Origin of the sequence: Burkholderia thailandensis E264 (genome assembly GCF_000012365.1) — a bacterium.
Lineage (GTDB): Bacteria > Pseudomonadota > Gammaproteobacteria > Burkholderiales > Burkholderiaceae > Burkholderia > Burkholderia thailandensis.
On record NC_007651.1, the window covers coordinates 1,465,272 to 1,486,976 of the forward strand.

Consider the following 21,705-nt stretch of genomic DNA (forward strand, 5'->3'; position numbering starts at 1 on the left):
AGCCCACTGTTGCGATCCAGCGAACGGTCGGTAAGGGTTGTTACAGGCCGTTTCGGCCGGAATCCCGGCCGTCGCCCGCCGAGCGGCGGCGCGGCATCGCCGGCAGGGCGCGACGGCGGTGGAATTCCCTCTTGAAATCGCCGCCTGGGGCCCCATTTGCACCGATATTGTGCGGCGCCGGCCGCTCGCGTGAACAGGCGCGGAACCGGCTGCCGTTTTGGCTTTAACCTCTAAATCGACTTTCTAGCGATATGGAAAACACGCAAGAGAACCCGACTGACCAAACGACTGAAGAAACCGGTCGCGAGGCGCAGGCCGCGGAAAACGCGGCGCCGGCTGCCGAAGCCGCGCTCGCCGAGGCTCAAGCCAAGATCGCCGAGTTGCAGGAGAGCTTCCTGCGCGCGAAGGCGGAAACCGAGAACGTGCGCCGCCGCGCGCAGGACGACGTCGCGAAGGCGCACAAGTTCGCGATCGAGAGTTTCGCCGAGAACCTGCTGCCCGTGCTCGACAGCCTCGAGGCGGCGGTGGGCGACACGTCGGGCGATCTCGCGAAGGTCCGCGAAGGCGTCGAGCTCACGCTGCGCCAGCTGACGAGCGCGCTCGAGAAGGGCCGCGTCGCGGCGCTCAACCCGGTCGGCGAGAAATTCGATCCGCATCTGCACCAGGCGATCTCGATGGTGCCCGCCGACCAGGAGCCGAACACGGTCGTCGCCGTGCTGCAGAAGGGCTACACGATCGCCGACCGCGTGCTGCGCCCGGCGCTCGTGACGGTCGCGCAGCCGAAGTAAGGGGCGGCGATGGCGGGCACGGGCGTCGACGTGACCGCGTTCGCGGCGTTCGACATGCAGGAGCTGGACGCCGCGAACTTCGACGCCGGGCTCGCGAGCGCGGGCGACGCGCTCGCCGTCGTGTTCTTCTGGGGAGCTGACTGCTTCAACTGCGAAATCGCGAAGAAGGCGATGCTCGCGAACCCGGACGCGATTCGCGCGCTCGGCCTCAAGTGGTTCCACGGCAACGTCTACGCGCACCGCGAGCTCGCGCGGCGCTTCGTGCTGCACGGCGTGCCGACCTGGTTCTTCTTTTGGCGCGGCAAGCGGCTCGGCCGGGCGACCGGCTGGCACGGGCTCGCGCAGTTCGAGGCGGCTGTCGCCGCGGCGCGCGCGAAGGCGCAGGCCGTGGCTGGGAATGCGGGCGCGGGTGAGGGCAAAGCAGGTCGCCCGGCCGATTGAAAAAATTTAATGGCCGCATCGACTTCGGGATCTTGAAAACGATGCGGCCGCACTCATTTCGAGTGCAGAGTCGAATCTGGCGCGGCCAGGCGGGCAGCCACCCGCCGATGCCGCAGCGAACAAGGATTTCTGGAGATTAGGAAAAATGGGAAAGATCATCGGTATTGACCTCGGCACCACGAACTCGTGCGTCGCGATCATGGAAGGCAACCAGGTCAAGGTCATCGAGAACTCGGAAGGCGCGCGCACCACGCCGTCGATCATCGCGTACATGGACGACAATGAAGTGCTCGTCGGCGCGCCGGCCAAGCGTCAATCGGTGACGAACCCGAAGAACACGCTCTTCGCGGTCAAGCGCCTGATCGGTCGCCGCTTCGAAGAGAAGGAAGTGCAGAAGGATATCGGCCTGATGCCGTATTCGATCATCAAGGCGGACAACGGCGACGCATGGGTCGAAGCGCACGGCGAGAAGCTCGCGCCGCCGCAGGTGTCGGCCGAAGTGCTGCGCAAGATGAAGAAAACCGCTGAGGATTACCTCGGCGAGCCGGTCACGGAAGCCGTGATCACGGTGCCGGCGTACTTCAACGACAGCCAGCGCCAGGCGACGAAGGACGCGGGCCGCATCGCGGGCCTCGAAGTCAAGCGGATCATCAACGAGCCGACCGCGGCCGCGCTCGCGTTCGGCCTCGACAAGGCCGAGAAGGGCGACCGCAAGATCGCCGTGTACGATCTGGGCGGCGGCACGTTCGACGTGTCGATCATCGAGATCGCGGACGTCGACGGCGAAAAGCAGTTCGAAGTGCTGTCGACCAACGGCGACACGTTCCTCGGCGGCGAGGACTTCGACCAGCGCATCATCGATTACATCATCGGCGAGTTCAAGAAGGAGCAGGGCGTCGACCTGTCGAAGGACGTGCTCGCGCTGCAGCGCCTGAAGGAAGCGGCCGAGAAGGCGAAGATCGAGCTGTCGTCGGGCCAGCAGACCGAAATCAACCTGCCGTACATCACGGCCGACGCGTCGGGCCCGAAGCACTTGAATCTGAAGATCACCCGCGCCAAGCTGGAAGCGCTGGTCGAGGACCTGGTCGAGCGCACGATCGAGCCGTGCCGTATCGCGATCAAGGATGCGGGCGTCAAGGTGTCGGACATCGACGACGTGATCCTGGTCGGCGGCCAGACCCGCATGCCGAAGGTCATGGAGAAGGTGAAGGAGTTCTTCGGCAAGGACCCGCGCCGCGACGTGAACCCGGACGAAGCGGTGGCCGTGGGCGCCGCGATCCAGGGCCAGGTGCTGTCGGGCGACCGCAAGGACGTGCTGCTGCTCGACGTGACCCCGCTGTCGCTCGGCATCGAGACGCTCGGCGGCGTGATGACGAAGATGATCAACAAGAACACGACGATCCCGACGAAGCACTCGCAGGTGTACTCGACGGCGGACGACAACCAGGGCGCCGTGACGATCAAGGTGTTCCAGGGCGAACGCGAGATGGCGGCGGGCAACAAGCTGCTCGGCGAGTTCAACCTGGAAGGCATTCCGCCCGCACCGCGCGGCGTGCCGCAGATCGAAGTGACCTTCGACATCGACGCGAACGGCATCCTGCACGTCGGCGCGAAGGACAAGGCGACCGGCAAGGAAAACAAGATCACGATCAAGGCGAACTCGGGCCTGTCCGAAGCCGAGATCGAGAAGATGGTGAAGGACGCGGAAGCGAACGCGGCGGAAGACCACAAGCTGCGTGAGCTCGCCGAATCCCGCAACCAGGGCGACGCGCTCGTGCACAGCACGAAGAAGGCGCTCACCGAGTACGGCGACAAGCTGGAGGCGGGCGAGAAGGAGAAGATCGAAGCGGCGCTCAAGGAGCTCGAGGACGTGCTGAAGAACGCGTCGAGCGACAAGGCGGCGATCGATGCGAAGATCGAAACGGTCGCGACCGCGTCGCAGAAGCTCGGCGAGAAGATGTACGCGGACATGCAGGCGCAGCAGGCGGGCGCCGCGGGTGCGGCCGGCGCGGCGGCGGCCGAAGGTGCGGCGCAAGGCGGCGCGCAGACGGCCGATGACGTCGTCGACGCCGACTTCAAGGAAGTGAAGAAGGACTGAAGCCGGGGCGTGGTCGGTCGCGCCGGGCGCTCTCGATCGGGGCGCGCGGCGCGGTTTGCCGGGTCCGTTTCTTCACTGCCGAATTGGCGGATCATACTTGCGCCTGGCGGGCCTCGCGGCTCTCCGGGCACATTTGTTTTATGGCGAGCGCCGCGCCGGCCGGCTTCTGCGGGCCGGCGGGCGCGGCGCTCAACCAGTCGCAAGACTTTACTGGAAGCGAGAGGAGCCGTTGCGCGCGCTTCGCGCGGCGGCATTGAAACGATATGGCGAAACGGGATTACTACGAGGTTCTGGGCGTCGCGAAGAATGCGAGCGACGACGAAATCAAGAAGGCATATCGCAAGCTCGCGATGAAGTACCACCCCGACCGCAATCCGGACAGCAAGGATGCGGAAGAGCATTTCAAGGAAGCGAAGGAAGCCTATGAAATGCTGTCGGACAGCCAGAAGCGGGCGGCGTACGACCAGTACGGCCATGCGGGCGTCGATCCGAACATGGGGGCGGCCGGCGCGCAAGGTTTCGGCGGCTTCGCCGATGCGTTCGGCGACATCTTCGGCGACATCTTCGGCCAGGCGGCGGGGGGCGGCCGCGGGCGCGGCGGCCCGCAGGTGTACCGCGGCGCGGACCTGCGCTACAGCATGGAGATCACGCTCGAGCAGGCGGCGCACGGGTACGACACGCAGATCCGCGTGCCGAGCTGGGCGTCATGCGGTATCTGCCACGGCTCGGGCGCGAAGCCGGGCACGAAGCCCGAAACCTGCCCGACCTGTCACGGCCAGGGCACGGTGCGGATGTCGCAGGGCTTCTTCAGCATTCAGCAGACCTGCCCGAAGTGCCACGGCACCGGCACCTACATCCCGGAGCCGTGCGTGCACTGCCACGGCTCGGGCAAGGTGAAGGAAACCAAGACGCTCGAAGTGAAGATTCCGGCGGGCATCGACGACGGCATGCGCATCCGCTCGGCCGGCAACGGCGAGCCGGGCATCAACGGCGGGCCGTCCGGCGACCTGTACGTCGAGATCCACATCAAGCCGCACCCGGTGTTCGAGCGCGACGGCGACGATCTGCACTGCCAGATGCCGATCCCGTTCACGACGGCGGCGCTCGGCGGCGAGATCGAAGTGCCGACGCTCGCCGGACGCGCATCGTTCACGGTGGCGGAAGGCACGCAGTCGGGCAAGACGTTCCGTCTGCGCGGCAAGGGCATCAAGGGGCTGCGTTCGAGCATCGCGGGCGATCTGTATGTGCATGTGCAGGTCGAGACGCCCGTGAAGCTCACCGATCAGCAGCGCGATCTGCTCAAGCAGTTCGAGAAGTCGCTCGCGGAAGGCGGCCCGCGTCACAGCCCGCAGAGCAAGAGCTGGTTCGATCGCGTGAAGAGCTTCTTCGAGTGACGCTCGGCGCGCAGTGCGCAGGTGATGCAGGATGACTGACGAGGCGGGCGCGGTTTTCGCGCTCTTCGACGATTGCGACTCGACCGCGCTGGCGCGGTCGAGTCGTTTGTATTCGGGCTTCTCGCACGAGCGCGTATGCGTCGATCCGGCCGGGCTCGACGCGGTGTGCGCGGCCGTCGCGGACGATGCGCGGCGCGGGCTGCACGCGGTCGTGCTCGGCGACTACGAGTTCGGGCGCGACCTGCAGTTCGGCAAGCGGGGCGGCGGTGCGCTGCGGTTCCTGCTGTTCGCCGGATGCGAGATGCTGTCGCGCGACGAGGCCGACGCATGGCTCGCGTCGCGCGACGGCGGTGCGGCGCAGCCGTCGGCTGCGGGCGTCGCGCACGTGACGAAGAGCATCGCGCGCGATGCGTTCGACGCGGCGATCGCCGCCGTGCACGATGCGCTGCGCGCGGGCGACTCGTATCAGATCAACTACACGTACCGGCTGCACTTCGATGCGTTCGGCGCGCCGCTCGCGCTGTACCGTCGCCTGCGCGCACGCCAGCCGGTGCGCTACGGCGCGCTCGTCGCGCTGCCGGGCGGCGCGTGGGTCGTGTCGTGCTCGCCCGAGCTGTTCGTCGAGAAGTCGGGCGCGCTGCTGCGCGCACGGCCGATGAAAGGCACCGCGCCTCGCTCGGACGATCCGCGCGAGGATGCGGCTGCGGCCCGGTTTCTCGCGAATGATGCGAAGAACCGCGCTGAAAACGTGATGATCGTCGATCTGCTGCGCAACGACCTCGCGCGCATCGCGCGCACCGGATCGGTGACGGTGCCGGCGCTGTTCTCGGTCGAGCCGTATGCGTCGGTGTGGCAGATGACGTCGACGGTCGAGGCGGGCATCGTCGACGGCGCGACGTTCGCCGACGTGTTGCGCGCGCTCTTTCCGTGCGGCTCGATCACGGGCGCGCCGAAGCACCGGACGATGCAACTGATCGACGCGATCGAGACGACGCCGCGCGGGCTCTATACGGGCGCGATCGGCTGGCTCGATGCGTGTGCGGACGGCGGGGCGCCTGCCGCACGCGCGGCAGGCGCGTTCGCGCCGGAGCGTGCGGCGGGCGCGGCGTCAGGCGCGGCTTCGGGCGGCGCGCGCGCGGGCGAAGCCGCGCCGGAGCAGGCGCCGAAGCGTGCCAGCACGGCGAGCCCGGCCGGCGCGTGCGGCGACTTCTGCCTGTCGGTCGCGATCCGCACGCTGACGCTCGACGCGCCGTCGGCCGATGGCGCGAGGCGGGGCTCGATGGGCGTCGGCGCGGGCATCGTGCTCGACAGCGTCGCCGCCGACGAATACGCGGAGTGCGAATTGAAGGCGCGTTTCCTGACCGATGCCGATCCCGGCTTCCAGCTGTTCGAGACGATGCACGCGGCGCGCGACGCGGGCGTGCGCCATCTCGGCCGTCATCTCGCGCGGTTGCGTGTGAGCGCCGATGCGCTCGGCTTCGCGTTCGACGAGGCCGCCGCGAAGCGGCGCATTGAAGCGCGCTGCGCGCAGCTTGCCGACGGCGAGCATCGTTGTCGCGTCGCGCTCGCGAAGGACGGCGCGCTTGACATCACAGCCGCGCCGCTTGCGCCGCTCGCGGGCGACGCGGTTACGGTGCTGCTCGCGCACGAGCACGGTTTCGCGCCGATGCGCTCGGGCGACTTCCTGCTCGCGCACAAGACGACGCGCCGCGCCGATTACGATCGCGCGTGGAAAGACGCGCAGGCGCGCGGCGCGTTCGACATGCTGTTCTTCAACGAGCGCGGCGAATTGACGGAAGGCGGGCGGACGAGCGTGTTCGTGAAGCTGGACGGGCGCTGGTTCACGCCGCCGCTGTCGTCGGGCGTGCTGCCGGGCGTGATGCGCGGCGCGCTGCTCGACGATCCGGCATGGCAGGCGTCCGAGCGCGTGATGACGCTGGACGACGTGCTGCGCGCCGACGCGCTGATGCTGACGAACGCGCTGCGCGGCGCGGTGCCCGCGCGGCTCGTGCGGGCCGCCGAAGCGGCGGCGCGGCGATAGGCGCGCGAAGAAGCGATCGGACGGGCGCGCATCGCGTCACCCGCGCTTCGGCTCGCAAAAAAATGCGGCATCCCGCACGTGCGGATGCCGCATTTTTGTTGAGCTTCGCGAAGTGCGGCGGGCCGCCGCATTCCGCAGGCGACTGCGCGCGCGGGGGGGCGAACCGGCCGCGCCGTCAGAACGAATGCTCGGGCCCGGGGAAGCTGCCGTCCTTCACCGCGCGCACGTAAGCCTCGACGGCCGCGAAGATGCTCGGCTGTCCCTGCATGAAATCCTTGACGAAGCGAGGGCGTTTGCCGGGGAACACGCCGAGCATGTCGTGCAGCACGAGGACCTGGCCGGAACATTCCGCACCCGCGCCGATGCCGATCGTCGGGATCGACAGCTCGCGCGTGACTTCCGCCGCGACGAGCGTCGGCACGGCCTCGAGCACGATGAGCTGCGCGCCCGCTTCTTCGACCGCGCGCGCGTCGCGCAGCAATTGCGCGGCGCCCGCTTCCGTCTTTCCCTGTACCTTGAAGCCGCCGAACGCGTGCACCGATTGCGGCGTGAGGCCGACGTGCGCGCACACGGGCACCGCTCGCTCGACGAGGAAGCGCACCGTTTCGGCGAGCCATTCGCCGCCTTCGAACTTGACCATCTGCGCGCCCGCGCGCATCAGCTTCACCGCGCTCGCGAACGCGTCGGCGGGCGTGCCGTAGGTGCCGAACGGCAGGTCCGCGACGATGAGCGCGCGCGGCTGCGCGCGCGCGACGCAGGCGGTGTGGTACGCGATGTCGTCGAGCGTGACGGGCAGCGTCGTCGTCTGGCCTTGCAGCACGTTGCCGAGCGAATCGCCGATCAGTTGCACGTCGACGTTCGCGCGATCGAGGAGGGCGGCGAAGCTCGCGTCGTAGCAGGTGAGCATGGCGATCTTCTCGCCGGCTTCACGCATCGCCTGCAGCTTGGGCACCGTCACGGCCGGTCGGCTGGATTCCTGAAGGTAGGTCATGGGAGGTCCGATTCGATGGTGAGGAAAAGGGCGGCGCCGCGCTCGGCGACGGTGCGCGCGTCGGTCAGCGCGCGCTGCCGCCCTTGACGAAGAATTCCTTGCGCCCGCGCATCGACGCGATGCGATCGACGAGCAGCGCAAGATCGTCGGGGGAGTCGAGCGGGTTCAGGTGCTCGGCGGCGACCGTCAGCACGGGCGTGCGGTCGTAGTGATAGAAGAATTCGTTGTATGCGTCGCAGAGCGAGCGCAGGTACGCGTCGCCGATCTGCAGTTCCATCGGCTCGCCGCGCTTCTGGATTCGCGAAAACAGCACTTCGGGGCTCGCCTGCAGGTAGACGACGAGGTCGGGCGCGGGCGCCGGCGCGGCGAGGTGCGCGGCGAGCGAGCGGTACAGCTGCCACTCGTCGTCGGGTAGCGTGAGCCGCGCGAAGATTTCGTTCTTCTGCGGCATGAAATCCGCGACGATCGGCATGTTTGCTTCGTAAGCCGCGGCGATCTCGCCCGCCTGGCGTTCGCGCTGCAGCGCGAACGCGAGCTGCGTCGGCAGCGCGTAGCGCGCGGTGTCGCGATAGAAGCGTTCGAGAAACGGGTTGTCCTGCGGGCGTTCGAGCAGCGCACGCATCGACCAGCGTTCGGCGAGCAGCGTCGCGAGCGTCGTCTTGCCGACGCCGATCGGCCCTTCGATCGCGAGGTAGCGGCACGGCGGCCGCCAGTCGGGGGCGGTGACGGTAAGCGGTGTCGAGTTCATCGGCAGCGGTTCTTTTCGGCGGCGGCCCGCATCGCCAGGCACTGGCAGGTCTGGACTTTCTCGATGCGCTGATGCGCGACGCCGGCGAGGAATTCGTCGGCGCGGCCGCGCGCGGGAATGGCGAGAGTCGGCTCGATCTCGACGAGCGGCACGAGCGCGAACGCGCGCTCGGTCAGGCGCGGATGCGGGACGACGAGGTCGGGTTCGTCGATCGCCTGTTCACCGTAGAGCAGGATGTCGATGTCGAGCGTGCGCGGCGCGTTGCGGTACGGCCGCTCGCGGCCGAAGTGGTGCTCGATCTTCTGGCAGAGCGCGAGAAGCGCGCGCGCGGCGAGCGTCGTGTCGATCTTCACGGCGCAGTTGTAGTAGTCGCCGCCGCCCGCGTCGATGGGCGCCGTGCGATACAGGCTCGACTTGCCGAGCACCGTGATGGCGTGCTGCTGGGCGAGGCAGACCACTGCGTCCTTCAAGGCCTGGCGCGCATCGCCGAGGTTGGCCCCCAGCCCGAGATAAGCGACCGTCATGGCTTTCCTTCCTACGTCGTTCGACGGCGCAAGCGTCAGTCGTTCGCGTCGGACTCGCCGCGCGCGGCGCCTTCCGTGCTGTCGGCGCCGTCGGCCGTCCGGCGGCTGCGTCCGCTGCGGCGGCGCCGCTTGCGCGGCGACTTCTCGCGACTGCCGCCCTGCGTGAGGAGCGCCTCGCGCGTCGCGGCATCGCCGTCGATGAAATCCGTCCACCACTGTCCGACGCCCGGATCGAGCTCGCCGGATTCGCAGCGTAACAGGAGGAAATCATACCCCGCTCTGAATCTTTGGTGTTCCAGGAGGCGCAGCGCGCTGCGGCCGCTGCGCTTCTCGAGGCGCAGCTGCAATCCCCAGATCTCGCGCATGTCGGCCGAATAGCGCTTGTGGATCGCGAGCTTCTCGGTCTGCATGTCGATCACGTCGTCCATCGCGCGATGCAGCGCGGGCACCGGGAATTCGCCGTCGGCCGTGTATTGCTCGAAGCGCTGGCGCATGTCGTGCCAAAGGAGCGTCGCGAACAGGAAGCCGGGCGACACCGGCTTGCCGGCGCGCACGCGCGCGTCGGTGTTGTTCAGCGCGAGCGTGACGAACTTCTCGCCCTGCGGCTGTTCGAGCACGACGTCGAGGAGCGGCAGCAGCCCGTGGTGCAGCCCCTGCTTGCGCAACTGCTTCAGGCATGCGAGCGCGTGGCCCGACAGCAGGAGCTTGAGCATTTCGTCGAACAGGCGCGCGGCCGGCACGTTGTTGATCAGATCGGCGAGCTCCTTGATCGGCTCGCGCGTCTTCTCCTCGATGTCGAAGCCGAGCTTCGCCGCGAAGCGCACGACGCGCAGCATCCGCACCGGGTCCTCGCGGTAGCGCGTCGCCGGATCGCCGATCATCCGCAACAGGCGCGCGCGCATGTCGGCCATCCCGTCGTGGTAGTCGAGCACCGTCTGCGACGCCGGATCGTAGTACATCGCGTTGATCGTGAAGTCGCGGCGCGCCGCGTCTTCGTGCTGCTCGCCCCACACGTTGTCGCGCAGCACGCGGCCGCTCGCGTCGACCGCGTGCGTGCGGCGGTCGAGTTCGTCGCGCTTCAGGCGCTTCGCGGGCGCGGCGTCGGCGGGCGGCTCCTGCGGCGTGTCGACGAGCGCGCGGAACGTCGACACTTCGATCAGTTCCTGGCCGAACTGCACGTGGACGATCTGGAAGCGCCGGCCGATCAGCCGCGCGCGGCGAAACAGGCGCTGGACCTCGGTCGGCGTCGCGTCGGTCGCGACGTCGAAGTCCTTCGGCGCGATGCCGAGCAGCAGGTCGCGCACCGCGCCGCCGACGATGAACGCGCGAAAGCCGGCTTGCTGCAGCGTGTCGGTGACGCGGATCGCGTTTTTCGAGATGAGCGCGGGATCGATCCCGTGCGCGTTCGCGTGCACGATGGTCGGCTCGCCGTTGCGGGTTTTCTTCGCGGCGCCGCGCGCGGATTTCGCGCGGCTCGGCGCGGCGGGCGCGGCCTCGATCGGGCCGGCCGGGGCCGGCGGCGCGTCTTGCGCCGTACGGGCGTCCTGCCCGAGCAGCTTGCGGATGAGTTTTTTGATCACGACGGTTGGAAGAGGTCGAGGATGCGCCAGCCGTGCTCGCGTGCGTATGCACGCAGCGTGTCGTCGGGATTGGTCGCGATCGGGTCGGTGACTTTTTCGAGGAGCGGAATGTCGTTGTGCGAATCGCTGTAGAAGTAGCTGCGGTCGAAATCGTCCCAGCGCTTGCCGAGCGACGCGAGCCACGCCTGCGTGCGGGTGATCTTGCCTTCGCGGTAGCTCGGCGTGCCCGTCGGGCGGCCGGTGAACGCGGAGTCCGGATGGCCGTCGACGGTTTCCACTTCGCACGCGATCAGCGTATCGACGCCGAACGCGGTCGCGATCGGCCGCGTGATGAATTCGTTCGTCGCGGTGACGATGCAGCAGAGGTCGCCTGCGTCCTGATGCCGGCGCACGAGCTCGATCGCGGCGGGCAGCATCGCCGGCCGGATCACCTCATGCATGTATTGGTCGTGCCACTGCGCGAGTTGCGCGCGCGAGTATTTCGCGAGCGGCGTGAGCATCGCGCTCAGGTACGCGTGGATGTCGAGCTTGCCGGCCTTGTAGTCGGCGTAGAAGCGGTCGTTCTGACGCGAGAAGCTGTCCGCGTCGACGATGCCGAGCCGGACCATGAAGCGGCCCCACTCGTGATCGCTGTCGGTCGGAATCAGCGTGTGATCCAGGTCGAAAAGTGCCAGATTAGTCATGGATGCGCATTTTACTTGAAGCTACTTGAACCGGCCCGGCGCGGGCTCGTCGCGCTCCGGCGCGGCGAGCATCGCGCGCAGCAGCGGCAGCGTCACCGCGCGCTTCTGCTCGAGCGAGAAGCGGTCGAGCGCGTCGAGGAGCGACATCAGGCTCGGCATGTCGCGGCGGAAATGGGTGAGGAGGTACGAAGGCACGTCGTCGGCGAGCGCGATGCCGCGCTCCTTCGCCGCGTGCTTGAGCACGGCCGCCTTGCCTTCGTCGGTGAGCGGCGCGAGATGGAACACGAGCCCCCAGCCGAGGCGGGTGCGCAGGTCCTCGCGGACGTCGAGCGCGAGCGGCGCGGCGGGGCCCGCCACGACGAGCGCCGTCATCGGGTGCGCGCGCACTTCGTTGAACAGGTTGAAGAGCGCGATCTGCTGCGCGTCGTTGAGCGCGTCGCAATCGTCGACCGCGTACAGCGACACGCGCGGATCGAACGCGAGCGCGTCGAGCCCGCCTTGCGGGCTCACGTAGCGCGCGTGGCCGTAAGTCGTGTCGTGCACGAGCGCCTGCAGCAGATGACTGCGGCCGCTGCCCGCCTCGCCCCACACGTAGAACGTGCGGTCGGCCACCGGGCCGGCCGCGAGCGCGAGATCGAGCTCGCGCAGGCGCGTGACGAGCTCGGCGTTCGTGCCCGAGTAGAAGTTGTCGAACGTCGCGGGCGGCGGGGTGCCGAGGTCGAGCGTCAGTTGACGGGATACAGTCACGGTGCGAATCAGGTCCGGTGTTGCGTGCCCGAAGGGCGGCGGCGCGGCGTCGTCGGCGAGCGGCCGGGCGTGCCGGCCGCGGCAAGCGCGGCCGCCCGGCGCGCGCTTGAGCGCAACGGGTGCGCGGCGCGCGGGCGGCCCGCGCGAAGCAGGCGGCGGCGCGGCCGCTCGAGCAGCGAAAACGGTGACGATGGCGGCATAACGCGGGGCAAGTTGCTTTCCCTGAAGAATCGGTGCGGGGAATTCCGGCCGCCCGGCCGGCTTCGGGTAAAATCGCATTTTACCGACCTTCTCGCATTCCCCCATGAATCCTCCGAAATCCGCTCCCGACGCCCAGGGTCTGTCCTACCGTGACGCGGGCGTCGACATCGACGCGGGCGACGCGCTCGTCGACAAGATCAAGCCCTTTGCGAAGAAAACGCTGCGCGACGGCGTGCTCGGCGGCATCGGCGGGTTCGGCGCGCTGTTCGAGGTGCCGAAGAAGTACCGGGAGCCCGTGCTCGTGTCGGGCACGGACGGCGTCGGCACGAAGCTCAAGCTCGCGTTTCATCTGAACAAACACGATACGGTCGGCCAGGATCTCGTCGCGATGAGCGTGAACGACATCCTCGTGCAGGGCGCCGAGCCGCTGTTCTTCCTCGACTATTTCGCGTGCGGCAAGCTCGACGTCGAGACGGCCGCGACCGTCGTCAAGGGCATCGCGACGGGCTGCGAGCTGGCGGGCTGCGCGCTGATCGGCGGCGAGACGGCCGAGATGCCGGGCATGTACCCGGACGGCGAGTACGATCTCGCGGGCTTCGCGGTCGGCGCGGTCGAGAAGAGCAAGATCATCGACGGCAGCGCGATCGCCGAGGGCGACGTCGTGCTGGGCCTCGCGTCGAGCGGCATCCATTCGAACGGTTTCTCGCTCGTGCGCAAGATCATCGAGCGCGCGAATCCGGACCTGTCTGCCGATTTCCACGGCCGCTCGCTCGCCGACGCGCTGATGGCGCCGACGCGCATCTACGTGAAGCCGCTCCTCGCGCTGATGGAGAAGATCGCGGTGAAGGGGATGGCGCACATCACGGGCGGCGGCCTCGTCGAGAACATTCCGCGCGTGCTGCGCGACGGCCTCACGGCCGAACTCGACCAGCGCGCGTGGCCGCTGCCGCCGCTCTTCCAGTGGCTGCAGCAGCACGGCGGCGTCGCCGATGCGGAGATGCACCGCGTGTTCAACTGCGGGATCGGGATGGCCGTGATCGTGTCGGCCGCCGATGCCGACGAAGCGCTCCGCCAGTTGACCGAAGCGGGCGAGCAGGTGTGGAAGATCGGCACCGTGCGCGCAAGCCGCGAAGGCGAGGCGCAGACGGTCGTGGTCTGACGCACCGCACCGTCGAGACGATCTCGAAAGCCGCTCGGAGCCGATCCGGGCGGCTTTTTTTCTGGCCGCGCGCCGCGAAGGGCGGCGGGGCATGGGGGCGGAGCAAGGGCTGGCGCGTCGGTTGCGGTTGATGGTGGCGCATGGGTTGCATGCAGTGCGCTAAAGCGCCAACTGCGGTCGATAGCCTTGCATGGGACCGCAGTAAGCGCTAAAGCGCCAACTGCGGTCGACAAAAGGAGCGATGATGACCGAAGACGAACACGCAATCCGCCAACTGATCGAGACCTGGTTTGTCGCCAGCCGCCGCGGCGATCTGACGACGGTGCTGGACCTGATCGCCGACGACGCAATCTTCATGACGCCCGGCCGGCCGCCGTTCGACAAGGCCGCGTTCGCCGCCGCGTCGCGCGACGCCAATGCGGCGAATCCGGCGCCGCGGATCGACGGCCGTTACCGCATCGACGAACTGCGTGTGCTGGGCGACTGGGCGTATCTGCGCAACTTCATCGAGATCGACGTGACGTCGCCCACCGGCGAAACCGTGCGCCGCGCCGGACATACGCTAACGATCCTGCGCAAGTCGGACGGCCGCTGGCGGCTTGTGCGCGACGCGAACCTGCTCGCGTCGGCCGCCTGAAGCGCCCGCGCCGCAGGGCGCGCATCAGGCCGGCGTGCGGCCGTCGAGCACCCGTTCGAGCGCGTCGACCGCGCGCGCGGTCGCGTCTTGCGCACAGCAATCGACGACGATCCGCGCCGGCATCGCGCGCAGCCACGTGAGCTGCCGCTTGCAGAGCTGACGGGTCGCGAAGATGCCCTTGTCGCGCATCATCCGGTAGTCCGTCACGCCTTCGAGATACTCCCACGCTTGCCGGTAGCCGACGCAGCGCATCGACGGCAGCCCGAGATGCAGATCGTCGCGCCGGCGCAGGCGCTCGACTTCGTCGATGAAACCCGCTTCCAGCATCGCGTCGAAGCGCGCGGCGATGCGCGCGTGCAGCACCGCGCGATCCGACGGCTCGAGCGCGACCGGCACGAACCGCAGGCCCGCCGCCGCGTCGTCGTTGCGCGGCGGCGCGGCGAGAAGCGCGGACATCGGCCGCCCCGTCAACAGATACACCTCGAGCGCGCGCTGGATCCGCTGGGCATCGTTCGGTGCGAGCCGCGCGGCCGTTGCCGGATCGACGCTCGCGAGGCGCGCGTGCAGCGCGGGCCAGCCGTCGCGCGCCGCTTCGGCGTCGAGCGTCGCGCGCACGTCCGGATCGGCCGCGGGCAGGTCGTTCAGCCCTTGCGTCAGCGCCTTGTAATAGAGCATCGTGCCGCCCGCGAGGAGCGGCGTGCGGCCGCGCGCGGCGATCTCGGCGACGACGCGCAGCGCATCGGCGCGAAATCCGGCGGCCGAGTACGCGTCGGCCGGGTCGACGATGTCGATCAGATGATGCGGCACGGCCGCGCGCTCTTCGCGCGTCGGCTTTGCGGTGCCGATGTCCATGCCGCGGTAGACGAGCGCCGAATCGACGCTAACGATCTCGATCGGCCGGCGCGCGGCGAGCGCGAGCGCGGCGGCCGTCTTGCCGGACGCGGTCGGGCCGAGCAGGCACGCGACCGTGCGCACGGATGCTGCGTTGGATTCGCTCATTGGCCGCGCATGAAGAGCTTGTCGAGATCGCCGAGCGTCAGTTGATACCAGGTCGGCCGGCCGTGGTTGCATTGATCCGCGCGCTCGGTCGCCTCCATCTGCCGCAGCAGCGCGTTCATCTCGTCGAGCGTGAGACGCCGGTTCGCGCGCACCGCGTGATGGCACGCGAGCGTGCCGAGCAGTTCGTGCTGGCGCTCGGTCAACACCCGCGAGCCGCCGAACGCATGCAGATCGGCGAGTACCGCGCGCGCGAGCGCCTGCAGATCGGCGTCCTTCAAGAGCGCCGGCACCGCGCGAATCGCGAGCGTCGTGGGCGAAAGCACCGCGAGATCGAAGCCGAGCGCGTCGAGCGTCTCGCGTTCTTCTTCCGCTGTGCCGACCTCGACGGGGGTCGCCGTCATCGACACCGGAATCAGCAGCGTTTGCACCGCGACTGTCCGATCGGCGAGCGCGCGCTTGAACTGCTCGTACAGGATCCGCTCGTGCGCGGCGTGCATGTCGACGATCACGAGGCCGCGCGCGTTCTGCGCGAGCACGTAGATGCCGTGGATCTGGCCGACCGCGAAGCCGAGCGGCTGCTCGTCGTGCATCGCGGGATCGGATGCGCCCGCCGCGGAGAACGCGGGCATCGCGGCGCCGCCCGGCGCGCTCGCGAAGAGCGGCGCGCCAGGCGCATCCGGCGCGTCGCGCGCCTCGAGCACGCCCGTCGTGCCGTGCGGCGTGCCCGCGCCCGAATCCTTGCGGCCGAACAGCGCGTCGTACAGCGCGAGCGGTTGCGCGACGGGCAGCGTGCCCTGCGTCATCCGCGATTGCCGCAGCCACGTGTTGCCGGGCGCGGGATGGCCGACGCCCGCGCCTGCTGCCGCGGCGTCCGGGCGGACGAACGACGCGCTCGGCGCGGCCGGCGATCCGGCCTGCGCCGGCTCGACGGGCGACAGGTGCGCGGCGTGGCCGCCCGCCGTCGTCTCCGGCGACGCGCCGGCATGCCGCGCGAGCGCGCGCTGCACAGCGTGGAACACGAACTGGTGGATCGAGCGCGAATCGCGAAAGCGCACCTCGATCTTCGACGGATGGACGTTTACGTCGACGGCTTCCGGCGGCAGATCGAGGAACAGCACGTACGACGGGTAGCGGTCGCCGTGCAGCACGTCCTCGTACGCGGCGCGCACCGCGTGCGTGAGCAGCTTGTCGCGCACGAAGCGGCCGTTGACGAAGAAGTACTGCTGGTCCGCGCGGCCGCGGCTCGCGGTCGGCAGCCCCGCGCAGCCGTAGACGGCGAGCGGTCCGGCGCGCTCGTCGAGCGGCAGGTGGGCGGTCGCGAAACCGTCGCCGAGAATTTTCGCGACGCGCGCGGCGGGCTCGCTCGCGTTCCAGTGCTCGACCGCGCGGCCGTTGTGCAGCACCGAGATCGCGACGTCCGGCCGCGCGAGCGCCGCGCGGCGGATCATTTCGAGGCAATGGCCGAATTCGGTCTGCTCGCTCTTCAGGAACTTGCGGCGCGCGGGCGTGCTGAAGTACAGCTCGCGCACTTCGATCGTCGTGCCGCGCGTGCCGGCCGCGGGCGCGAGCACGCCTGTCTGCGCGTCGATGCGCGTCGCGTGCGCGTCGTCCTCGGTGCGGCTCGTGATGAACATTTCGGCCACCGATGCGATCGACGCGAGCGCCTCGCCGCGGAACCCGAGCGTCGCGACCGCCTCGAGCTCGGCGAGCGAGCGGATCTTGCTCGTTGCGTGGCGCATCAGCGCGAGCGGCAGCTCGGCGGCGGGAATTCCGCAGCCGTCGTCGGTGATCGAGATGCGCTTGACGCCGCCTTCGTCGAGCAGGATGCGCAGCGTGCCCGCGCCGGCGTCGAGCGCGTTCTCGACGAGCTCCTTGACGACGGACGCGGGCCGCTCGACCACTTCGCCCGCCGCGATCTGGCTGATCAACTGGTCGGGCAGCGGCTGGATCGCGCGCAGACGGCGCAAGGCGGACGAGGATGCGTCGGCGGGCGACGTGGCCGAGCGGCCCGCGGCGGAATCAGTGAATTCGGACATGGCGGAATTATAGCGAGGCCGCGCGACGCACCGCTTGCCGGGTTCGGTGCGCGACGTCGCTCGTCGGCCAAATTTCACGGTCGCTTAAGGCACTTTCGGTATCATGACAGCGTTGCTTTTTTTGCTTCCGGCCCCTTTGAGGCCGGCGCGCGCTCACTTCGTCACCGACACCAAGGAAACGCATTTGGAAACGCTGCTTCATTTCGTCAGTCTCGTCGTGCACATCGATGCATTTCTCGGCGATTTCATCCGGCAGTACGGCGCCTGGGTCTATCTGGTGCTGTTCCTGATCGTTTTCTGCGAAACGGGGCTCGTGATCTTCCCGTTCCTGCCGGGCGATTCGCTGCTCTTCATCGCGGGCGCGTTCGCGGCGACGGGCGAAATGACGCTCGCGGGCCTCATCGTGCTGCTGCTCGTCGCGGCGGTGGGCGGCAATACGGTCAACTATCTGATCGGCCGTGCGATCGGGCCGAAGGTCTTCAATACGCACATTCCGGGGCTGGAACGCTTTCTCGATCGCGCCGCGCTGCTGAAGACCCACAATTTCTACGAGCGGCACGGCGGCAAGACGCTCGTGCTCGCGCGCTTCATCCCGGTCGTGCGCACGTTCGCGCCGTTCGTCGCGGGCGCGTCGGCGATGCGCTTCGCGCGCTTTCAGCTGTTCAACGTGATCGGCGCGCTGATCTGGGTGCTGCTTCTCGTCCTCCTCGGCTACTTCTTCGGCAACATCCCGTTCATTCGTCATTACCTGAACGTGATCGTGCTCGTCGGGATCGGCGCGGCGGTGATTCCCGTCGCGATCGGCGCGCTGTGGAAGTTGCTGCGCCGCAAGCCGGGCGCGCAGAAGACGCAGGCGAACCGCTGACCTGCGTGCGCCGCCCGCGTGCGAGCGGCGAGCGGTGTCGCGGCGCGCGCGGCATCGCGTGAAGGATCGCAACGGCGTGGCGGCAAGCCACGCCGTTTTTTTTCGCGCGGCGCACGGCTCGTGCCGACGCGAAGCGTGGCCGGCTTGCCGTCGCGCGACCGATGCGACTCGAAACGTGCGCCAAAAGCGGATGCGCCCGCCTGGACGAGGCGGGCGCATCCGCATGAAACGAGCGGGCCGGCGCGCACGCGTCATCGCGGCGCGGCGCCCGCGCGGCATCGCCGCGTCGCGGCGTCAGTGCTTCGCGACGTCGGCGGCCGTTCGATGCGCGATCGGCGTTTCCGGCGTCGGATAGCCGGCTTCGCGGAACGTGTCGAGAATCGCGCGATTGGTGTCGCAATACACTTGCCAGTAGTTGGCGGGCTGCGTGGACGGACGCACGAACAGCAGCGGGCCTTCCGGCGTGAACGACAGCACGCCGACGTCGGGCGCAGGATGCTTGACGACGTTCGGAATCAGCTCGAGCGCCGCCGTCAGCCGCTGGATCGCGTCGGCCGCGTCGACGCCGTGTGCGATCTTCGCCGTCAGATCGACGCGGCGCGTCGGCGTCGCGCTGTAGTTCGCGATGTTGTCGGAGAAGATCTTGTTGTTGCCGACGAGCGTGACGACGTTGTCGGCCGTGATGATCGTCGTGCCGAAGAGGCCGAGCTCCTTGACGGTGCCCGTCACGCCGCCCGCCGAGATCACGTCGCCGACCTTGAACGGGCGCAGCACCTGCATGAACACGCCGGCCGCGAAGTGCGCGAGCAGGCCGCCCCAAGCGGTGCCGACCGCGAGGCCGAGGCCCGCGAGCAGCGCGGCGAACGAAGTCGTCTGCACACCGAACACCTGCAGGATCGCAAGGATCAGCAGCACCGTGAGCAGCACGCTCACGACGGATTCCAGATAGTGCGACAGCGTGGAGTCGACTTTTCCGCTCCTGCGGATGATCTTGCCCATCAGGTTCGTGACGACCCGGATTGCCCAGCGTCCGATGATCCAGAGCGCGATCGACGCGATGACCTGCAGGCCGAAGTCGATGCCGCGAGTGACGATGAAGGTTTGCACGGAGGCGAGATCCACGTTGAGGTCTCCAAATGAATTGAACGGAGGCGGCCGTGAAGCCACGCGAAAGGGGCCTTTTATAACCGACTCGCGGCGATGGAGCAACCTTCGCCGCATGCGCGGCGGGCTATGTCGAGCGACGCGGCTTGAAGGGAAGCTGCCGGATGTCGCCGCGGCGCGCAATGATCGCGGTGCTTTCGGGGATCTTTTCCCACGCGTCGTGCAAGTCGACGAGCGGCTCGGACAACACGAGGAACGCATCGTCGCCGATCGCGCGGATGCGCGGGTCGTGCGGATAGAGCTCGTGCAGATGGCGAAACGACGTGCTGTGAAAGAGCGAGCGCGAGTCGTGCTCGCTCGAGTAGCGGACCGCGACGATTTGCTCGCCGTCCGTCGCGCAGACCGTCATGTTGAGCGGCGCGTCGACGCGATGCTGCGCGCCCGCGTCTTCAATCGCGCCCGCCATTCGCTCGAGCGCGGTCAGCGGATCGTGCTCGAGCCCGAACGTAAGCGCGAGATGAAACATCACTTCGGAGTCCGTCGATCCTTCGATCGACGCGAAGAGCGCGGGATCGATGCGCATCATCAGGTCGCGCCGCAGCGTGTGATAGCGGCGGATCAGGCCGTTGTGAGCGAACAGCCAGCGGCCGCGGCGAAACGGATGGCAGTTGGTTTCCTGCACGGGCGTGTCGGTGGCCGAGCGAACGTGCGCGACGAACAGCGGTGAGCGGATCGCGCGCGCGGCTTCGCGCAGGTTGCGGTCGTTCCAGGCGGGACTCACGCAGCGATAGATGAACGGGATTTCGTCGGGTTCTCCGTACCAGCCGATGCCGAAGCCGTCACCGTTGGTCGTCGTCGCGCCCATCCGCGAATGCAGGCTCTGGTCGATCAGCGAATGCTTCGCGCGAAACAGCACGGTTTCGAGTGGAATCGGATTGCCGGTGTAGGCGAGCCAGCGGCACATCGTGAGCACCTCCGTCGAATGCGCGCGGCGGACCCGTCGCCATGATCGCGGGATCGGCCGTGCAGATTGCGCTGTGCGAAGCCTAGCCGATTTTTGCGGCGCGCGCCGCGCGGGCGGCGGGAGATTGCCGGACGCCGCGAGCAAAACGGAACGATCCGCATGCGTGCGCATGCGGATCGGCGTCATATGGCGCTTTCATTGCGATCCGTCGCCACTTGCCGGCGCTCGCGCGAAGCGCCGCGCGCGGCTCATCGCGCCAGGTCGCGTCAGGTCGCGGACGTGCGTCCGTACGTGTCCTCGAAGCGGACGATGTCGTCTTCGCCGAGATACGAGCCGGACTGGACTTCGATCAGCTCGAGCGGGATCTTGCCGGGATTCTTCAGCCGGTGCGTCGTGCCGAGCGGAATGTAGGTCGACTGATTTTCGGTCAGGATGATCTCCTTGCCGTCGTTCGTGACGAGCGCGGTGCCCTTCACGACGATCCAGTGCTCGGCGCGATGATGGTGCATCTGCAGGCTCAACTGCGCGCCCGGATTGACGACGATGCGCTTTACCTGGAAGCGCTCGCCCTGGTCGATGCCTTCGTACGCGCCCCACGGCCGGATCACGCGGCGATGCGTGACGGATTCGCGGCGGCCCGAGGCATTCAGCCATTCGACGACCTTCTTCACGTCTTGCGCGCGGTCGCGATGCGCGACGAGCACGGCGTCCGCGGTCTCGACGATCACGATGTTGTCGAGGCCGAGCGCGGCGACCATCCGGTGCTCGGCGCGGATGTACGAGTTCTCGACCGCGTCCGTGTACACGTCGCCGATCAGCGCGTTGCGCTGCGCGTCGGTGGCCGCGATGTCGGCGAGCGCGCTCCACGAGCCGATGTCGTTCCAGCCGAGGTTCGCGGCGGCCACGACGGCTGCGCGCTCCGTCTTCTCCATCACCGCGTAGTCGATCGACACGTTCGGGCTCGCGCCGAATGCTTCGGGGTCGAGCCGCAGGAAATCGTGGTCGCGCTTTGCCGCGCCGAGCGCGAGCTCGGCCTGGTTCGCGATGTCGGGCGCGTGGCGGCGCAACTCGTCGAGATACGTCGATGCCTTCAGCATGAACATCCCGCTGTTCCAGTAATAGCCGCCGTCCGCGATGAAGCGCTCGGCCGCCGGCGCATCCGGCTTCTCGACGAATGCGTCGACGCGATAGACGCGCGTGTCGCCCGCGAACGCTTCGCCGCGGCGAATGTAGCCGTAGCCCGTATGCGCTTGCGTGGGCGTGACGCCGAACGTGACGAGATGCGCGTCGGACGCGACGCTCGCCGCCGTCTTCACGACGTCGACGAATGCGGTTTCGTTATCGATCACGTGATCGGACGGCAGCACGAGCAGAAGCGCGTCGGGCGACTCGCGCAGCGCGAGGAGGGCGGCAATCGCGATCGCGGGCGCGGTGTTGCGGCCCATCGGCTCGAGCACGATCGACGAAGGCGTGATGCCGACCTGGCGCAACTGTTCGGCGACGAGGAAGCGCTGCTCGTTGTTCGTGACGACGATCGGCGCGCCGACGCCCTCGACATCGCGCACGCGCAGCGCGGTCTGCTGGACGAGCGTGGTGTTGCCCGCGAGCTTCAGGTACTGCTTCGGATAGCCGCCGCGCGACATCGGCCACAGGCGTGTGCCGCTGCCGCCGCACAGGATCACCGGATGGATGTTCATGAAGGACC

19 protein-coding genes are annotated in these 21,705 nt (G+C 68.4%); 8 read left to right on the plus strand and 11 right to left on the minus strand.

Annotated features, from left to right (window positions below; translation table 11 throughout):
* The first annotated feature begins 251 nt into the window (after nt 1-251).
* The 5 genes from grpE (at nt 252) to BTH_RS18870 (ending at nt 6,762) form a co-directional block, all read left to right on the plus strand.
* Nucleotides 252-788, plus strand: coding sequence for a nucleotide exchange factor GrpE (gene grpE, locus BTH_RS18850; RefSeq protein WP_009889250.1), 537 nt, complete (start codon nt 252-254; stop codon nt 786-788).
* A 9-nt stretch (nt 789-797) separates the two neighbouring features.
* Nucleotides 798-1,229 carry a thioredoxin family protein gene (locus BTH_RS18855; RefSeq protein WP_009889252.1) on the plus strand — a complete coding sequence of 144 codons (432 nt, stop codon included), beginning with the start codon at nt 798-800 and terminating at the stop codon, nt 1,227-1,229.
* A 145-nt stretch (nt 1,230-1,374) separates the two neighbouring features.
* Complete coding sequence (dnaK, locus tag BTH_RS18860) at nt 1,375-3,327, plus strand: molecular chaperone DnaK (protein ID WP_009889255.1); 1,953 nt, start codon at nt 1,375-1,377, stop codon at nt 3,325-3,327.
* A gap of 263 nt (nt 3,328-3,590) precedes the next feature.
* Nucleotides 3,591-4,721 (plus strand): molecular chaperone DnaJ, encoded by a 1,131-nt coding sequence (dnaJ, locus tag BTH_RS18865; RefSeq protein WP_009889258.1) that lies wholly within the window; start codon nt 3,591-3,593, stop codon nt 4,719-4,721.
* Nucleotides 4,722-4,752: 31 nt separating this feature from the next.
* A complete protein-coding gene (locus BTH_RS18870) occupies nt 4,753-6,762 on the plus strand; it encodes a chorismate-binding protein (protein ID WP_009889260.1) in 2,010 nt (669 codons plus the stop codon).
* A 175-nt stretch (nt 6,763-6,937) separates the two neighbouring features.
* Here the strand turns inward: BTH_RS18870 and panB are convergent, their stop codons facing one another.
* The 6 genes from panB to hda all read right to left on the minus strand — a co-directional run bounded on the left by panB (nt 6,938) and on the right by hda (nt 12,035).
* Nucleotides 6,938-7,753, minus strand: coding sequence for a 3-methyl-2-oxobutanoate hydroxymethyltransferase (panB, locus tag BTH_RS18875; RefSeq protein WP_025369782.1), 816 nt, complete (start codon nt 7,751-7,753; stop codon nt 6,938-6,940).
* A 64-nt stretch (nt 7,754-7,817) separates the two neighbouring features.
* Nucleotides 7,818-8,501, minus strand: coding sequence for a deoxynucleoside kinase (locus BTH_RS18880; protein WP_009889263.1), 684 nt, complete (start codon nt 8,499-8,501; stop codon nt 7,818-7,820).
* Nucleotides 8,498-9,025, minus strand: a complete 528-nt coding sequence (gene folK / locus BTH_RS18885; RefSeq protein ID WP_009889265.1) for a 2-amino-4-hydroxy-6-hydroxymethyldihydropteridine diphosphokinase — start codon at nt 9,023-9,025, stop codon at nt 8,498-8,500. The genes BTH_RS18880 and folK overlap by 4 nt, the downstream gene beginning before the upstream one ends.
* Nucleotides 9,026-9,060: 35 nt before the next feature.
* Entirely contained in the window at nt 9,061-10,605 is a 1,545-nt protein-coding gene (gene pcnB, locus BTH_RS18890) for a polynucleotide adenylyltransferase PcnB (RefSeq protein WP_009889266.1), read from the minus strand.
* Nucleotides 10,602-11,288 carry an HAD family hydrolase gene (locus BTH_RS18895; protein ID WP_009889268.1) on the minus strand — a complete coding sequence of 229 codons (687 nt, stop codon included), beginning with the start codon at nt 11,286-11,288 and terminating at the stop codon, nt 10,602-10,604. Before BTH_RS18895 ends, pcnB begins: the two co-directional genes overlap by 4 nt.
* Nucleotides 11,289-11,309: 21 nt before the next feature.
* Nucleotides 11,310-12,035: a DnaA regulatory inactivator Hda gene (hda, locus tag BTH_RS18900; protein ID WP_009889270.1), complete on the minus strand. Its 726-nt coding sequence runs from the start codon at nt 12,033-12,035 to the stop codon at nt 11,310-11,312.
* Between the two features lie 304 nt (nt 12,036-12,339).
* On the opposite strand from hda, the gene purM reads away from it, so the two are divergent.
* Nucleotides 12,340-13,395, plus strand: coding sequence for a phosphoribosylformylglycinamidine cyclo-ligase (purM, locus tag BTH_RS18910; protein WP_009889273.1), 1,056 nt, complete (start codon nt 12,340-12,342; stop codon nt 13,393-13,395).
* A gap of 244 nt (nt 13,396-13,639) precedes the next feature.
* Nucleotides 13,640-14,032, plus strand: coding sequence for a YybH family protein (locus BTH_RS18915; RefSeq protein ID WP_009889275.1), 393 nt, complete (start codon nt 13,640-13,642; stop codon nt 14,030-14,032).
* Nucleotides 14,033-14,056: 24 nt separating this feature from the next.
* Here the strand turns inward: BTH_RS18915 and miaA are convergent, their stop codons facing one another.
* Together miaA and mutL are read right to left on the minus strand one after the other, a co-directional pair.
* Nucleotides 14,057-15,031 (minus strand): tRNA (adenosine(37)-N6)-dimethylallyltransferase MiaA, encoded by a 975-nt coding sequence (gene miaA / locus BTH_RS18920; protein WP_009889277.1) that lies wholly within the window; start codon nt 15,029-15,031, stop codon nt 14,057-14,059.
* Nucleotides 15,028-17,067: a DNA mismatch repair endonuclease MutL gene (mutL, locus tag BTH_RS18925; protein ID WP_009889279.1), complete on the minus strand. Its 2,040-nt coding sequence runs from the start codon at nt 17,065-17,067 to the stop codon at nt 15,028-15,030. Before mutL ends, miaA begins: the two co-directional genes overlap by 4 nt.
* 184 nt (nt 17,068-17,251) lie before the next feature.
* On the opposite strand from mutL, the gene BTH_RS18930 reads away from it, so the two are divergent.
* The gene (locus BTH_RS18930; RefSeq protein ID WP_009889281.1) at nt 17,252-17,932 is read left to right on the plus strand and encodes a VTT domain-containing protein; all 681 of its coding nucleotides are present in this window, start codon (nt 17,252-17,254) and stop codon (nt 17,930-17,932) included.
* Nucleotides 17,933-18,226: 294 nt separating this feature from the next.
* Here BTH_RS18930 and BTH_RS18935 read toward each other — a convergent pair whose 3' ends face one another.
* The 3 genes from BTH_RS18935 to BTH_RS18945 form a co-directional block, all read right to left on the minus strand.
* Nucleotides 18,227-19,054 carry a mechanosensitive ion channel family protein gene (locus BTH_RS18935; RefSeq protein ID WP_009889282.1) on the minus strand — a complete coding sequence of 276 codons (828 nt, stop codon included), beginning with the start codon at nt 19,052-19,054 and terminating at the stop codon, nt 18,227-18,229.
* Between the two features lie 109 nt (nt 19,055-19,163).
* Entirely contained in the window at nt 19,164-20,000 is an 837-nt protein-coding gene (locus BTH_RS18940) for a class II glutamine amidotransferase (RefSeq protein WP_009889283.1), read from the minus strand.
* 266 nt (nt 20,001-20,266) lie between these two features.
* Complete coding sequence (locus tag BTH_RS18945; RefSeq protein ID WP_009889285.1) at nt 20,267-21,697, minus strand: mannose-1-phosphate guanylyltransferase/mannose-6-phosphate isomerase; 1,431 nt, start codon at nt 21,695-21,697, stop codon at nt 20,267-20,269.
* Between the last annotated feature and the right edge of the window lie 8 nt (nt 21,698-21,705).